The sequence below is a fragment of the Pseudomonas sp. E1BtOHC1 genome, assembly GCF_058744285.1.
Map to the genome: position 1 here is coordinate 3,392,945 of NZ_CP196023.1, position 15,145 is coordinate 3,408,089.

Here is a 15,145-nt window from a genome sequence, read left to right on the forward strand (position 1 = left end):
TCATGCATCTGGCTGCGGGCGGCGCCTGCCGCGCAATCAACGCTGGGCGAAGGCCAGGTTCAGGCCCAGTCCCGCGAAGCTCGCGGCAAAGCTGCGGCGCAACCAGCTCTGGACCTTGGGCGACTCGATCACCGCGGTGCGGAACAGATTGGCCAGCAGGCCATAGAGCACGAACACGAAGAAGGTCATGGCCATGAACACGCCGCTCAGGAGCAGCATCTGCGGGATCGGGTCGCTGCCGTCATGGGCGATGAACTGGGGCAGGAAGGCCAGGAAGAAGATGGTCAGCTTGGGGTTGAGGATATTCAGCAGGCAGGCCTTGAGCATCAGCGCGCCGGCGCCGTGGCTGACCGCGTTGCTGTCCACAGCAAAGGCCGAGCGATCACGCCAAGTGGCATAGGCCAGGTACAGCAGATAGGCGACTCCGGCGAACTTCAGGCCCTGGAAGGCCAGGGCGCTGGTGTGCAGGATCGCCGACAGACCGAGGATCGAGGCCAGCAGGTGGGGGACGATCCCGGCGGTGCAGCCGATGGCGGTGAACAGGCTCGCGCGCTTGCCGGCCACCAGGGCGGTGGAAATGGTCAGAATCACGCCGCTGCCGGGAATCAGCACGACAATCAGGCTGGTGAGCAGAAAATCCAGGGTCAGCATCCGGGTATCACTCCATGGCGGGGCAAGCATCGAGCCTGATTCAGGGTTGGGTGCTCACCGAGATCGGGGTCATCAAAGTACACCTTGAGGGCGCCGATCAGTAGAGGGATTTTAGCCCGGCTTGAAGAAAGCCCAAGCCTGAGTGGAACAGCCCCGTTCATCTCCGGTCGAAAGCGGCGTGCCGATGCTTTACTGCACTTGACCCTGTCCCGCGCACTGTGGAGAACCATGACTTCCTACCGTCTTATCAGCAGTCTGCTTGGCCTGTTGCTGCTGGCCGGTTGTGCCAGCCAGCGCGGCCCCCAGGCGCCGGCGCTGACCCCGGACCAGGCTCAGGCGCGCATCCTGCGCCTGCTGCCGTCCCAGGTGAGCGACCGCCAGGGCTGGGCCCGGGATATCCAGGTGGCCTTCAGCGCCCAGGATCTTGAGCCGAGCCAGAGCAACCTGTGCGCGGTGCTGGCGGTGACCGAACAGGAGTCCACCTTCCAGGTCGATCCGACAGTGCCGGGCCTGGGGCGCATTGCCCGGGAGGAAATCGACCGCCGCGCGGCCAAGGTGCATGTGCCGGCGCTGCTGGTGAGTGCCGCCCTGCAGGTGCGCGGCGCGAACGGCCAGTCCTACAGTCAGCGTCTGGCCAAGGCTCGCAGTGAGAAGGAGCTCAGTGCGATCTTCGATGACTTCATCGGCATGGTGCCCTTGGGCAGGACCCTGTTTGGCGGCTTCAACCCGGTGCATACCGGCGGGCCGATGCAGGTCAGCATCGAGTTCGCCCAGCAACAGGCCCGGGGGTATCCGTACCCGGTGCAGGACTCGATCCGCCATGAAGTCTTCAGTCGTCGTGGCGGTATGTACTTCGGCATCGCCCACCTTTTGGGCTATCCGGTGGACTACCCGCAGCCGCTGTATCGTTTCGCCGACTTCAATGCCGGCTGGTATGCCAGCCGCAATGCGGCGTTCCAGAGTGCGGTCAGCCGGCTCAGCGGGATCAAGCTGGCCCTGGATGGCGACCTGATCCGCTATGACTCGCTCCTGCCTGGCAGCACCGAACTGGCGGTGCGCACCCTGGGCAAACAATTGGGGCTGCGCAACCCGCAGATTCGCGCCCAGCTGGAAAAGGGCGACAGCCAGGCCTTTGCCCAGACCGAGCTGTACCGCCAGGTGTTTGCCCTGGCCGATCGTGGAGCGGGCCGGCCGGTGCCTCGCCAACGGTTGCCGGGCATCGAACTCAAGAGCCCGAAGATCACCCGGCAGCTGACCACCGCCTGGTTCGCCAAGCGCGTGGACGAACGCTACCAGCGCTGCCTGCAAAAGCCGCTGTAGAACGGCTCAGGCGTTGTCGACGCGGGCTTCACGCGATGTGCGGGCTAACCAGTAGGAACTGGCATGCCAACGAAGACGCCCTTGAGAGCGCAGCAGGATTCGCTGGCCTCTTCGCCGGCCAGCCGGCTCCTACGGGGCTTTACGCGATGTGTAGGTTAACCGTAGGAGCTGGCTTGCCAGCGAAGGCGTCCTTGAGGGCGCTGCAGGACCCAGGGGCCAGTCGGTTCCTGCCCCGAATGCCGGATGATTGGGCCGCTTGTCAGACGCTTGAGCGGCGTGGCAGGATGCGCCATGAATTTTTTCCGTCTCGTCTCCCGCACTCATCACCATCGACCTCATTCCCGGGGCCGTGGTCGCTTGTGCGCGTCGAGCCGTCAGTTATCGAGAGAACGCGATCACTGACCGTCGATGAAAAAAACCAAGGCGCCCCGCAAGGCGCCTTTTTTATTGCCTGTCAAAAACCAAGAGGAAACACCCATGACCATGCTCCGTGGCACCCGCATCATCACTGGCCCGCAAGCCGCCGCCCTGCGCACTCTGGAAGGACGCTTCCGGAGCTGGCTTCATCGAAGCGGGCGCTGAAGAAGTCATAGTCCCGGCGCTGTGGGGCCAGGACACCTTTATTGAAAAGGCCGGAGGCAGCGAAGTCATCGGCCAGATGTGGGCCTTCAACGACAAGGCCGGCCGTCCGTGCTGCCTGATTCCGGAAGCCACTGCACTGTTCCAGGAAACCGCCCGCGAGCTGTTGGCGGGACGGGAGCAGGCGATCTTTTTCTACGTTGCTCGCTGTTATCGCTATGAACGGCCGCAAGCCGGGCGGTATCGAGAATTCACCCAGTTGGGTCTGGAGATATTGGGGCCCGAACCCTTGCAGGCGCTGGAGCGCGCGCGGGAACTGTGCGTCGGCTTTCTGGATGCCCTGGGCCTGGAGTACGAGCTCAACCTTGGGGTCAAGCGCGGCTTGACCTACTACCTCAATGGCGAAGGTTTCGAGGTGCGTTGCCCGCAGTTGGGCGCGCAACAGCAAGTGGTGGGTGCCGGCGCCTACCGCGAAGGTGCCGGATTCGGCATCGGCCTGGAGCGCCTGCAACTGGCGCTGCAACCCCAGCCGTAGGCGCTGGCTGGCCAGCGAAGGCGTCCTTGAGAGCGCTGCAGGATTTGCGGGCCTCTTCGCCGGCGAGCCGGCTCCTACTGGGCTTTACGCGATGTGTAGGCTAACCGTAGGAGCTGGCTGGCCAGCGAAGGCGTCCTTGAGAGCGCTGCAGGATTCGCGGGCCTCTTCGCCGGCGAGCCGGCTCCTACTGGGCTTTACGCGATGTGTAGGCTAACCGTAGGAGCTGGCTTGCCAGCGAAGGCGCCCTTGAGAGCGCAGCAGAACTCAGGGGCGACGACGCACGAACTTGCGCCACAGCCAGACCCACAGCAGCGCCAGCGGGAAGGCCAGGATCAAGAAGGGCAGGGCCTGGCTGCCTTTCTCCAGGGCTGCGGCAGTGCCGTCGGCCAGGTTGTCCGGCAGGTTGCTGAAGGCGCGCTTGAGGTTCGAGCCGCGTTCGGTGCCGTTGCTGGGCAGGAAGTTCAAGGTCAGGCGGTTGGTGTCCAGGCGACGCTGTTGTCCGGCAGCCGCCTGGGCCAACGCCTGCAGGTCGTTCTCGATTCCCGCTTGCTCCTTGCTCAGGGCGATCAGGTCGCTGACGCTGATGTCCTTGCGTGCCGCCAGTTCATCCAGGCGCTGTTGCTGGGCCTTGAGTCGCTGTTGCTGGCGTTGTACATCGGCCACGGCGTCGGCCAGGTCTTCGGCGCTGGTGATGCGCTCACCCAGTTCCGCTCCCTGTGATGCCTGCTGGACAATGGGTTCGACCCCCTCCGGAACGATTCGCAGCACCACCCGGGCGCGGTACGGGCCTTGCTCCAGGAGCAAGATGTTGCAGGCGCCGAACTGGGCTTTTTCGCAGGCTTCACGGGTTTGTGTCAGGTGCGGACCGATTTGCTCGGCAGGCAGGGACAGGGTCAGTTCGTGCTCGTAGGCCAGCAGGGCGCCGGCCTTGCCCTGGGCACCACCGAGGGCCACCGCAGAGCTGTTGTGATCACTGGGAGAGCAGGCGCTGAGGGCCAGGGCGCCCAGCAGGGCAAAGGCCAGTCGGCGTGGGATGGAAGGGTGATCGTCCTGATGTTGCATGGGGGCTCCTTGAGTACTTGAAACTGCGACTATGGCGCAGGCGCGCATCTTAGCGTCCTTCTCGGGATGGCTACGATCTTGTTGTGGTTCATGAAAGCCAAATACCGCCCAGGCACTTCGTTTCGCCAGATCGCTCGCAGCGATGCGGCCGTTCGTGATCGGGCTAGGCGCATCGTCACCCAGCCGATGAGGCTGGCCCACAACTGTCGAACACAGCCAACAAGGTCGTCATCCCTGTCTAGGGCTAGACTGTAATGACGATCGCCTTAATAAGAAATTAATTAGCAAATTACGTATAAAAATTATTGCTACACGATAATTTAATTTGTATTGTCTGCGCCTCAATCATTCATGAGGCAAACCGATGTCCCTTAACCCTCTCGCTCAATTTAGCCAGCGTATGGCTGTTCTAACGCTGGTGTTCATTACGTGCATGCTGGTTTTCAATGCCGCGCTGTGGATCTTTCCGATACTGGGGTCAAGCGATGGATTGGGAGTCGGATTTTCACTAAGCGGAGTGATGCTCAACCAGCTTGCTGTAAAAATTGAAACGCTTGCATGGTGGCAAGTGGTAGGGGCGATTCTGGTCTCCAGTGTGCCTTTGGTCGCCTTGGCCAGTGGCTTGAATCACCTTCGTCGCCTGTTTCAGGGATATGCCCGTGGCGAGTACTTTTCCAGTAGCGCTGCGGTTCACTTGGGGAAAGTGGGGCGTGGGGTCGTGCTCTGGGTGGTTTCAGGCTTTATATGTACGCCGCTACTGAGCATTCTGGTCACCCTGCATGCGCCGCCCGGCGAGCATATTTTTACTGTCAGCTTCACGCCTGCCGATTTCGTCGCGCTTTTCCTTGCCGGATGCATTGCTGTGATCGCCCGGATTTTGCTGCGGGCGAGTGAAGTCGACTCTGAAAATCAAACTTTTGTATAAGGTCACTTCATGACAATCATTATTGAGTTGGACGTGATGCTGGCGAAACGCAAGGTGAAGTCAAAAGACCTTGCGGCAGCGATTGGCATCAACGAACAAAATCTGTCCTTGTTGAAGCAAGGCAAGGTCAAGGGGGTGCGCCTCAGTACGCTAGAAGCGATTTGTCGCCATTTGAGTTGCCAGCCTGGTGACCTGCTGGTGTATCAACCGCAACCCTACGTGTTGACCGATTCTGTTTAGCCGCCTCATTGCGAGCTGCTGGTTGGAGGGCTCTGGAGGCTGGCGTTGGTAACTACCCATCGGACTACCTTTTTCAAGGAAAACACCATGAGTGAATCGACTATCCCCCAGGGTTTCAGTCCCTTGCCTCGCAGCAGTCCGCTGCTGGAGCTGATCGGCCCGGTCTATGGTCGCGGCAGTGGCCGCGAGCTGTGCCTCGGTCTGCGTGCCGACACCCGGCATGCCAATGGCCGGGGCACGGTGCATGGCGGCATCATCGCCACCCTGGCGGACATCGGCATGGGCTACGCCATGGCGTTTTCCAGCGATCCACCGCTGCCCTTGATCACCGCCAGCATGACCCTCGACTACCTGGGGGCGGTGCAGGTAGGGGATTGGATCGAGGTGCGCCTGGAGCATGCCAAGCGCGGTCGGCAGATGGCCTTTGCCACGGTGCTGCTGCGGGTCGGCGAGCGTGAAGTGGCGCGGGCCAGCGGGGTGTTCGCGGTGCCGGCACCGCGGGATTAGTCGCCGGGGGTGATCTGCTTCCAGTCCAGGCCGAAACGCGCCAGGTATTTGCGCAGACGGTCGGCGTCGTTGGGGTTGGCCTTGCCCAGGCGTGACACGCCGAACAACCGGCGCCCGGCGTCCGACAGGCTGTCGGCGCGACGGCATTCGGCAATTACCGCCTTGAGCTGCAGGCGGTCGAACAGGTCCAGTTCCGCTGCGTCGCCCAGCAGTTCCTGCAATTGGTCCTCGGTGTTTTCCAGGCCCCAGGCGTGGCGCAGGCGCTGGATTTCCTCCTCGACCTGGGCCTGGTCGATGCGTCCGCTGTCGGCCAGGGTGGCCATGCGGGTGATGGAGGCCGACAGCTCGCGGAAGTTGCCCAGCCACGCCGCTTCGCTGGAGCTGGCAAAGGCCAGGTAGCGGCGTCGCGCTTCCAGGTTGAAGCGCACCAGTTGCCCCTGTTCCCGGGCGTGGCGCTCCAGTTCGAAATCGATGTTCGGTTCGATGTCCTCGCGGCGTCCCGCCAGCCCCGGCAGGTTGAAGGTCCAGAGGTTGATCCGCGCATACAGGTCTTCGCGGAACAGGCCCTGGGCCACTCGGCCGCGCAGGTCGCGGTGGGTGCCGGCGATGATCAGGAAGTCGCTCTCCACTTCCTGGTCCGCGCCCATGGGGAAGAAGCGTTTTTCCTCGATGGCCTTGAGCAGCATCGCCTGTTCGTCCAGTCCCAGTTCGCCAATCTCGTCAAGAAACAGCATGCCGCTGTGGGCTGCCCGCAGCAGGCCCTCCCGGGCGTTCTGGGCGCCGGTGAAGGCTCCCTTGATATGGCCGAACAGTGCCGACATGGCACCGTCGCCGCGCAGGGTGGCGCAGTTGACCTCGACAAAACGCCCCTGCACCTGATGCCGTCCGCGCTTGAGTTCATAGATGCGCCGGGCCAGGAACGACTTGCCGGCACCGGTTGGGCCGATCAGCAGCATCGGCGCCTTGGAGCGCACCGCGACCCGCTCGATCTGCTCGATGGAACGGTTGAATGCCGGGTTGCGGGTGGCGATCCCGGACTTGAGGAAGGCCAGGCCTTCCAGGCGCTTGTGGGCGAAGCGTGAGGCGATGCGGTCATAGCGCGACAGGTCGAGGTCGATCAGTGCATGGGTGCCGGTGGCGTGTTCGTCGGGGTCGCGACGCCGGGCCGGCGAGGTCTGGATCAGTCGGGCGGGGAGGTAGCGCGCCTCGGTCAGCAGGAACCAGCAGATCTGCGCCACGTGGGTGCCGGTGGTGATGTGCACCAGGTAGTCCTCGCGTTCGGTGTCGAACGGGTAGGCGCTGGTGAAGTCGTGGAGGGCGCCGTACACCTCTTCGAAGTCCCAGGGATTTTTCAAGCCCATGGGGTGCAGGCGCACTTCGGTTTCCGGCGACACCTGGCGCACATCGTTGGCCACCCGTTCGGCCAGGCTGACGTCGCGGGCATCCAGGCCGTGGATCAGCTCCAGGCGATTGATCAGCACGTCCTGCTGCTGGCACAGGCCAACCGTGGGACGCCAATGGCTCCAGCGATTGGCGCCCTTGCCGACGCGATCGAGGGTGGAACCGACAAAACCTATGGCGACCGTGGGCTTGCTCGACATGTTTATACCTGAAGATAAAAAGCGATAAGCAAAGATATAAAATTATCGAGGCGTTTGTCTTGTCGAACGCTCAGTGAAAAAGCGATTAAAAATAAAAACGTTATAAATCAGTAAGTTAAAAAATAATTTGCTGGAAAAACAAAACCTGGCACAGCGGCTGCAATGTATCTGGCAACGAACAAGACAACAGAGCGAGACGCCAAGATGGCCAACTTCCAGCTGTTCAACACCCAACAGGCAAAAGCGCCAGCGAGCACCACCCTGAACGCTTCCAAGGCACCGGCTTATGCCTACAACGCCAAGCATCGCCTGGCCCAGCTGGCGGTCACCGGTTGCCTGAACTCGACCTTCTACACCTCGCCTGAAGGTCAACTGGAAGCGGTACTGCAATTGGTGAGCGAACTGGACAGCCGCTTCGTCGCCCAGGCCGCCCGTTACGCTCGGCAGCAAGGCCATATGAAAGACATGCCGGCGCTGCTGCTGGCGGCGCTGACGGCGCAACGCTCGGCCCTGGTACCGGAGCTGTTCGCTCAGGTAGTGGACAACGGCAAGATGCTGCGCAACTTCGTGCAGATCCTGCGCAGCGGCGTGACCGGGCGCAGATCCCTGGGATCGCAGCCCAAGCGTCTGGTGCAGAACTGGTTGAACAGTGCTACCGAGCGCCAGCTGTTGCAGGCCTCGGTGGGCAACCAGCCGTCCCTGGCGGACGTGGTGAAGATGGTTCACCCCAAGCCAAGTGAAGCCTGGCGTGAAGCCTTCTTTGCCTGGTTGATCGGCAAGCCGGTGGATGTGCAGGCGTTGCCTGAGCTGACCCGCGAACTGCTGGCGTTTCGCAGTGGCGCGACAACCCAGGTGCCGCAGGTGCCGTTCCAGTTGCTGGGCAACGAGACGCTGAGTGCCGAGCAATGGGCCGCTCAGGCCCGCAACATGGGCTGGCAGGGACTGCGCATGAACCTCAACACCCTGGCCCGCCACGGCGCGTTCCAGGTGCCGGGTTGCACTGAGTATGTGGCGGCGCGGCTGGCGGATGCCGGTGAAGTGGCCAAGGCCCGGGTTTACCCGTACCAACTGCTGGCGGCCTACCGCATGGCTGGTGAGGATGTACCGCAGTTGGTCCGCGAGGCGCTGCAGGATGCCCTGGAACTGTCTCTGGCCAACGTCCCGGCGTTGCAAGGCAACGTGGTGGTGTGCCCGGATGTCTCGGGGTCGATGCACAGCCCGGTCACCGGCTATCGCCAGGGCGCCACCACGGCGGTGCGTTGCATCGATGTGGCGGCACTGGTGGCGGCAGCGGTGCTGCGCAAGCAGCCGGCGGCGCGGGTCATGCCGTTCGAGCGGGAGGTGGTGAACATCCGCCTCAACCCTCGGGACAGTGTGATGAGCAACGCCCAGAAGCTGGCGGACATCGGTGGTGGTGGGACCAACTGCTCGGCACCCCTGGCCCAACTGGCCAACGCCAAGAGCCGCGTGGATACCCTGATCCTGGTCTCGGACAACGAGTCGTGGATCGATGCGCGGCGTCATGGGGCCACGGAAACGATGCGCCAATGGGAGCGGATCCGTGCCATCAATCCGCAGGCGCGGCTGGTGTGCATCGATATGCAACCCGGCGCCACGACCCAGGCGCCAGACCGCGAGGACATCCTCAACGTCGGCGGCTTCAGTGACGCAGTGTTCGATGTGATCGAACAGTTCACCGCAGGCAACTACGGTGCGCAGCACTGGGTGGAGGCGATCGAGGCGATGCCGCTCTGATCGCTGGAACATGAGATAAACCGTGCGCCGGCCAGCCGGCGCACCCCACAGACTTTTTGATCATTGGCCCTGAATGCCGCTGTGACTACATCCAAAGACGTCTCAGCAACTTTTGTCAGGGCCGGTGAGGGCACGAATGCCAGTGGCTGTACATCCTGGTTCTGCCGGTTCGACTCCGGCTATCAGTCACTTCTTTTGTCGTGCCACCCTTTGGTTTTTTGCGACGAATGCTGATGGAACTACATCCCAGGTTCGAGATGCGGGTTCGATTCCCGCCGGTGCTGGAAAACGGTGCCGTGGTTCAATGGTCAGAACACGAACGCAATGTTTCATCGACCCTTGTCGTCGCATCTTTTTCCCCGCCTCGGCGGGATGGCAGCGAATGCCACAGGTACTACATGGTGTCGCGGGTTCGAACCCCGCCAGCCGCAAGGCTGTAGCTCAGTTGGTAGAGCAAATGTGCCTGTTCCCTTGTCGCTGCCCGCAGGCCCGGCCTGCACCGATTGACCCGGCGAATGCCGGTGGAACTACAGGACAGCGTGGTCGCGGGTTCGAGTCCCGTTCACCGCAAGGTGCTAGCTCAGAGGCAGAGCGCGCTGCATGTTCCACCTCCACTTGTCGCCGTCTGCACCGAACACCGCAACTCCGTAGGAGCTGGCTTGCCAGCGAAGAGGCCCCCGAGATCGTCTGCTGCGCCCCGGCTCCTGCACAACCTATTGAACAAGGCCGAATCACCGGCCACAGGAAAAAGAGTCAACGACATGGAACACAAAACCTACCAACTGCTGGAAGTCACCAACGGCAAGCCGATCAAGATGTGGACCCAGGGCGTGCCCGTGGAAAACGAAGCCCGCCAGCAGTTGATGAACACCGCGAAGATGCCGTTCATCTTCAAGCACCTGGCCGTGATGCCGGACGTGCACCTGGGTAAAGGTTCGACCATCGGTAGCGTGATCCCCACGGTGGGCGCGATCATCCCGGCCGCGGTCGGGGTGGATATCGGTTGCGGAATGATCGCCGCCCGTACCTCGCTGACTGCCTCCGACCTGCCGGATAACCTGGCCGGGTTGCGTAGCGCCATCGAGCAGGCGGTGCCCCACGGCCGTACCTCGCCCCGTAGCGGTCGCGATAAAGGTGCCTGGGGTGATGTGCCGCAGCAGACCGACCTGGCTTGGGCGGCCTTGCATCCGCGCTTCAAGGCGATCACCGATAAGTACCCGGCCCTGGCCAACAGCAACAACCGCCAGCACCTGGGAACCCTCGGCGGAGGTAACCACTTCATCGAGGTCTGCCTGGATGAAGCCAACCGTGTCTGGTTCATGCTCCACAGCGGTTCCCGTGGCGTAGGTAACGCCATCGGCAACCTGTTCATTCACCTGGCCCAGGCCGATATGCGTCAACATATCGCCAACCTGCCGGACCGCGACCTGGCCTACTTCGAGGAAGGCAGCCAGCACTTCAACGATTACGTGGAAGCCGTGGCCTGGGCCCAGGATTTTGCCCGGCAAAACCGTGAGCTGATGATGCAACTGGTGATCCAGGCCACCCGCAAGGTGATCAGCAAGCCCTTCGAAGTGGCGCTGGAGGCAGTCAACTGCCACCACAACTACGTGCAGAAGGAGCGCCACTTCGGTGAAGAGGTGCTGGTGACCCGCAAGGGCGCGGTGTCGGCGAAGAAGGGCGAGCTGGGGATCATTCCGGGTTCGATGGGGGCCAAGAGCTTCATCGTTCGCGGGCTGGGTAACGAAGAGGCGTTCTGCTCCTGCAGCCACGGTGCCGGGCGTACCATGAGCCGCACCAAGGCCAAGAACACCTTCACCCTGGCCGACCAGATCCGCGCGACCGCCCATGTGGAGTGCCGTAAGGACGAAGCGGTGATCGATGAAATCCCGATGGCCTACAAGGACATCGACCAAGTGATGCACGCCCAGCGCGAGCTGGTGGAAGTGCTGCACACCCTGCGTCAGGTGGTGTGCGTTAAGGGGTAGAACAATGGACGACATGGACGCCTTGATAGCGGCGCCGCCCGGCTGGCATTACCAGCTGAGCGACTACGAAGCCCGCCGCGTGCGGGAAGTGATGGACGAATTGGACAGGCACAGCGCCTGGCTGGAACTGAGCCGCTTCGGCAACGGTTTCGTGCGTCAGGCCGCCGTGCGCGGCCTGGCCGCGCAGCCTTCGGCCGAGGCTTTGGCGGCCTTGCTGGAACGCCTCAACGATTGGGTGCCCCAGGTGCGCCAGGAGGCGGCCGCGGCGCTCGAGGGTTATCTGGCACCCGAGCGCGCCGAGCTGCTGTTGCAGAGCCTGACACCGCTGCTGGCCCTGGCCGGCAAACAGCGCGCTGACCACGGCGCGACCCTGGAACGGGCGCGTTCGGTGTTGCAGTTGGCCCAGGTACGCAAAGAAGTTGAAGGCGCTTTTGGCGGTTGTCGGGGCAAGGCTGCGCGCTTTGTCTTCGAACTGTTGCTCGAAGGGGCGAAGGATCGGGCGGCGCTGCTGGCTCGGGCTCTGCGCCACCGTGAGGTCAGTGTGCGGCAGATGGCGGTGGATGCCTGCGCCGAACTGCCGGCCGCGCAGGCCGTGCCTTTGCTGGAAGAGGTGATGCACAGCTGCGGTGCCAGTGTGCGGGTCAAGGCTCTGCGCTTGTTGCTGCCGTTGCTGGCCGATCCTCGCGAGTATCTGAGTCAGGCATTGCTGGACCCTTCGGGGGCCTTGCGTTGCCTGGCCCATTGGGCCGCGCCCCGTCACGGGCTGGACCCGCGTGAGGTGTTGCTGCAGCGCCTGCAACTACCGGCACCACGGAACAAGCGTGGTTGGCTGGGCCTGCTGGGACTGGTCAAGGAACTGCAGGAGCCCCGTGCCGACGCCATGGTGCAACAGGCCCTGGCCTCGCCGGCGCCGAGTGTGCGTCTGCTGGCCCTGCAGACCCTGGGCGAGCGTGGCATGGCTCAGCAACTGCAAGCCTTGGACGATGCTTCGGACAAGGTCTTCAACTGCGCGCTGGGGCTGTTGCACGAGCAACCCTGGGCGGTGTTCGACGAGGCCCTGGAACAGCGTCTGGATCAGCACTGGCATGAGCTGCCCAAGGCGCGGCGCTGGGCCCTGCTGGCCCTCAAGCCGGGCTGGCGTCAATTGGAGTACCTGCTGTGGCGCCTGGGGCAGGGCGGCAGTGAAGCCGCCTATTGGCGCGAGACCCTGGCGCGCTGGTGCGATAGCCGCTACGGGATGTTCGACCCGGTCACCCCCAAGCCGCTGCGCGAAGCCATGGTGCAGCGTTTGCAGGCCATGGAAGCGGCCGGGGAACTGCCCGCCGGTTCGGCCAAACGGCTGCTGTGAAGAAGGGAGAGCCGAGATGTTGAGCCCATTTGAAGATGAGCACAGCCGGGCGCTGCGCCAACAACTGCAAGCGGCGTTTTGCGTGTTCGATTTTGTGCGGCTGACGGTGGAGCCGGGTGTTGAGGTGAATCAAGCCTTGCACCGCCAGGGATTGCAGTACCTGTATCAGCACTTGATGGCCTCGCGCCGCGAGGCCTTGGAAAAACTGCGTCAGGACCCGCGTTACGCCGACGTTGGCGAACCGCAGTTACGCTGGGAAGCAGAGCGTGCGCTGCCTGAGGTACTCAGCCAGGAACAAGTCCGGCAACTGGTCTGCGAAAACCTGGAGCAGCAGGACCTGGCCTTGTACCGAGCGTTTCGCCAGCCGCCATACGGGCTGCATTTCCCTGGCGGCGCCGAGCAGGCTCGGCAGGTGTACGGCCAATGGCTGGACTTGCTGGGGCTGGACCCCGAACAGCAGCCCCAGGTGATCAACTGGGTGGGCAACCTGGAACTGGACTGTCAGGCGCCGGACATGGGGCCGCACTTGCAGCCCTGGAGTGAGTATTTCGACGAAGGCCTGGAGTGGTGGGGCGTCTGGTGCCTGACGGTGTGGAACCCCGAGCGCCGGACCCTGAGTGTGCTGGCCGCCAGCGCCACGGATTGAACAAGGAACAGGATCATGGAACACCTAGAGCGCCATCCCCTGAGCAGCGCCATGCGCGAACGGGTATTGGCCGAGCTGGCGCGGATCGAGCGCGAGCGCAATGTGCAGGTGCTGTATGCCTGCGAATCCGGCAGTCGGGCCTGGGGCTTTGCCTCCACCGACAGTGATTACGACGTGCGTTTTGTCTATGTGGAAAAGCCCGAGTGGTTCATCCAGGTCGATGCCGGGCGCGACGTGATCGAGCGACCCCTGGATGACGAGCTGGACATCAGCGGCTGGGAACTGCGCAAGACCCTCGGGCTGTTGCGCAAGTCCAACCCGACCTTGCTGGAATGGCTGGATTCGCCCCTGGTGTATCGCAGCGAGCCGGTCGCCGCTGCGCGCCTGCGCGAGCTGGCGGAGGCGTTCTACAGCCCGCCGGCAGCGCGCAATCATTATCTGTCGATGGCCAAGAAGAACTTTCGCGGTTACCTGCAAGGCGACAGCGTGCGTTTCAAGAAGTACTTCTACGTGCTGCGGCCGTTGCTGGCGGTGCGCTGGATCGACCAGGGCCGCGGCCGACCGCCGATGACCTTTGCCGATCTGCTGACCACCGTCGACCATCAGCCACTGCTGGACGAAGTGGCTGAGCTGCTGGCCTTGAAGCGCAGTGCCGACGAGTCCGCCTACGGACCGCGGCGCCAGGCGCTGCACGCCTTTATCGCCGCCGAGCTGGAACGCCCGGTGCCGAAACTGGCGCGTACCCATGAAGACAACGCGTTGCTGGACGCCTACTTGCGAGAAACGGTCCGGCACTACGCCTGAGGAATGTGATGAAACAGGATGTAATCGAACTGGACGGCGCCATCGGCGGCGGTCAGGTACTGCGCAGCGCCTTGAGTCTGTCGATGATCAGCGGCAAGACCCTGCGCATTCATAATATTCGTGCCCGGCGCAGCCGCCCGGGGTTGCTGCGTCAGCACCTGACGGCGGTGCAGGCTGCGGCTCAGGTCTGTGGCGCCAAGATCTCGGGGGTCGAGCTCGGCTCCCAGGCGCTGAGCTTCGAGCCGGGGCCGATCCGTGGCGGCGACTACCGCTTTGCCATCGGCACTGCGGGCAGTTGCACCCTGGTGCTGCAGACCCTGCTGCCGGCCTTGTTGCAGGCGCCGCAGCCGAGCCGCGTGAGCATCAGCGGCGGCACCCACAATCCCCTGGCGCCGCCGGTGGATTTTCTCCAGCAGGCCTGGTTGCCACAGCTGCGGCGCATGGGGGGGCGGGTCGAGCTGCAACTGCTGCGCCACGGCTTTGTCCCGGCCGGCGGTGGTGAGCTGGAGGCCTTTGTCCAACCGTCGGTGCTGCAGCCCCTGCACCTGGAGGAGCGTGGCGCATTGCTGGGGAGTCGGGCCTGGGCGTTGAGCGCGGGCCTGCCCGAGCATGTAGCGGAGCGCGAGTTGCGTCGGGTGCACAATCGTCTGGAACTGCCTCGGGAGCACCTCACCGCGGTGCAGCTGGATGAACAATACGGCCCGGGCAATGTGCTGTTGCTGGAGTTCGCCTTCGAGCACCTGACCGAGCTGTTCAGCGGTTTCGGCCAGAACAGCCTGCGGGCGGAAAAGGTTGCCGACGGCGCCATCGATCAGGCCCGGGACTGGCTGGATTCCGGCGCGGCGGTGGCTGAGCACCTGGCCGATCAACTGCTGCTGCCCATGGCCCTGGCCGGTGGCGGCAGCTTCACCACGCCGCGCATGACCGAGCATCTGGAGAGCAACATGCGGGTGATCGAAGCGTTCCTGCCGGTACGTATCGAATCGCGTTTGCTGAGCGAGCAACGGCTGCGCGTGGAGTGTCACGCTCTGGTTTGACCTGTGTAGAGTGCTGCGGCCATCCGGACGTTCTCGCCCTGCTGCAGCGCAGGCGGCTCTGAGGATGATGCAGGGCTCAAGGGCCTCTTCGCCGGCAAGCCGGCTCCTACAGTTTGTGCAACGGTTGGTTTGACTCTCAGGGAAGTA

14 protein-coding genes are annotated in these 15,145 nt (G+C 63.3%); 11 read left to right on the forward strand and 3 right to left on the reverse strand.

What is annotated here, in order from left to right:
- Positions 1–36 precede the first annotated feature (36 nt).
- On the reverse strand, positions 37–651 hold the full coding sequence (locus ACSSVC_RS15605; protein WP_123725004.1) for a LysE family translocator: 615 nt from the start codon (positions 649–651) through the stop codon (positions 37–39).
- A 228-nt stretch (positions 652–879) separates the two neighbouring features.
- Between ACSSVC_RS15605 and ACSSVC_RS15610 the strand changes: the two genes are divergently transcribed.
- Together ACSSVC_RS15610 and ACSSVC_RS15615 are read left to right on the forward strand one after the other, a co-directional pair.
- Positions 880–1,971, forward strand: coding sequence for a DUF1615 domain-containing protein (locus ACSSVC_RS15610; protein WP_492612501.1), 1,092 nt, complete (start codon positions 880–882; stop codon positions 1,969–1,971).
- Positions 1,972–2,461: 490 nt separating this feature from the next.
- Positions 2,462–3,085 carry an ATP phosphoribosyltransferase regulatory subunit gene (locus ACSSVC_RS15615; protein ID WP_446440597.1) on the forward strand — a complete coding sequence of 208 codons (624 nt, stop codon included), beginning with the start codon at positions 2,462–2,464 and terminating at the stop codon, positions 3,083–3,085.
- Between the two features lie 264 nt (positions 3,086–3,349).
- Here the strand turns inward: ACSSVC_RS15615 and ACSSVC_RS15620 are convergent, their stop codons facing one another.
- On the reverse strand, positions 3,350–4,147 hold the full coding sequence (locus tag ACSSVC_RS15620) for a DUF4349 domain-containing protein (RefSeq protein ID WP_346636357.1): 798 nt from the start codon (positions 4,145–4,147) through the stop codon (positions 3,350–3,352).
- A 364-nt stretch (positions 4,148–4,511) separates the two neighbouring features.
- Here ACSSVC_RS15620 and ACSSVC_RS15625 point away from each other — a divergent pair, with 364 nt between their 5' ends.
- From ACSSVC_RS15625 to ACSSVC_RS15635, 3 genes are all read left to right on the forward strand, one after another.
- The gene (locus ACSSVC_RS15625; RefSeq protein WP_346636358.1) at positions 4,512–5,072 is read left to right on the forward strand and encodes a DUF2975 domain-containing protein; all 561 of its coding nucleotides are present in this window, start codon (positions 4,512–4,514) and stop codon (positions 5,070–5,072) included.
- A 9-nt stretch (positions 5,073–5,081) separates the two neighbouring features.
- Entirely contained in the window at positions 5,082–5,312 is a 231-nt protein-coding gene (locus ACSSVC_RS15630; protein WP_123725008.1) for a helix-turn-helix domain-containing protein, read from the forward strand.
- An 87-nt stretch (positions 5,313–5,399) separates the two neighbouring features.
- Positions 5,400–5,819: a PaaI family thioesterase gene (locus ACSSVC_RS15635; protein ID WP_346636359.1), complete on the forward strand. Its 420-nt coding sequence runs from the start codon at positions 5,400–5,402 to the stop codon at positions 5,817–5,819.
- On the opposite strand, the gene rtcR is transcribed toward ACSSVC_RS15635, so the two are convergent.
- A complete protein-coding gene (gene rtcR / locus ACSSVC_RS15640) occupies positions 5,816–7,420 on the reverse strand; it encodes an RNA repair transcriptional activator RtcR (RefSeq protein ID WP_446440595.1) in 1,605 nt (534 codons plus the stop codon). The genes ACSSVC_RS15635 and rtcR overlap by 4 nt on opposite strands.
- A 204-nt stretch (positions 7,421–7,624) precedes the next feature.
- On the opposite strand from rtcR, the gene ACSSVC_RS15645 reads away from it, so the two are divergent.
- The 6 genes from ACSSVC_RS15645 to rtcA all read left to right on the forward strand — a co-directional run bounded on the left by ACSSVC_RS15645 (position 7,625) and on the right by rtcA (position 14,998).
- The gene (locus ACSSVC_RS15645; protein WP_492612502.1) at positions 7,625–9,175 is read left to right on the forward strand and encodes an RNA-binding protein; all 1,551 of its coding nucleotides are present in this window, start codon (positions 7,625–7,627) and stop codon (positions 9,173–9,175) included.
- 761 nt (positions 9,176–9,936) lie between these two features.
- Entirely contained in the window at positions 9,937–11,163 is a 1,227-nt protein-coding gene (locus ACSSVC_RS15650; RefSeq protein WP_492612503.1) for an RtcB family protein, read from the forward strand.
- 4 nt (positions 11,164–11,167) lie between these two features.
- Complete coding sequence (locus tag ACSSVC_RS15655; RefSeq protein WP_492612504.1) at positions 11,168–12,511, forward strand: HEAT repeat domain-containing protein; 1,344 nt, start codon at positions 11,168–11,170, stop codon at positions 12,509–12,511.
- 16 nt (positions 12,512–12,527) lie between these two features.
- Entirely contained in the window at positions 12,528–13,157 is a 630-nt protein-coding gene (locus ACSSVC_RS15660) for a hypothetical protein (protein ID WP_404939256.1), read from the forward strand.
- A gap of 15 nt (positions 13,158–13,172) precedes the next feature.
- Complete coding sequence (locus ACSSVC_RS15665) at positions 13,173–13,961, forward strand: nucleotidyltransferase domain-containing protein (RefSeq protein ID WP_346636364.1); 789 nt, start codon at positions 13,173–13,175, stop codon at positions 13,959–13,961.
- 8 nt (positions 13,962–13,969) lie between these two features.
- Complete coding sequence (rtcA, locus tag ACSSVC_RS15670; RefSeq protein ID WP_492612505.1) at positions 13,970–14,998, forward strand: RNA 3'-terminal phosphate cyclase; 1,029 nt, start codon at positions 13,970–13,972, stop codon at positions 14,996–14,998.
- The last annotated feature ends 147 nt before the right edge of the window (positions 14,999–15,145 follow it).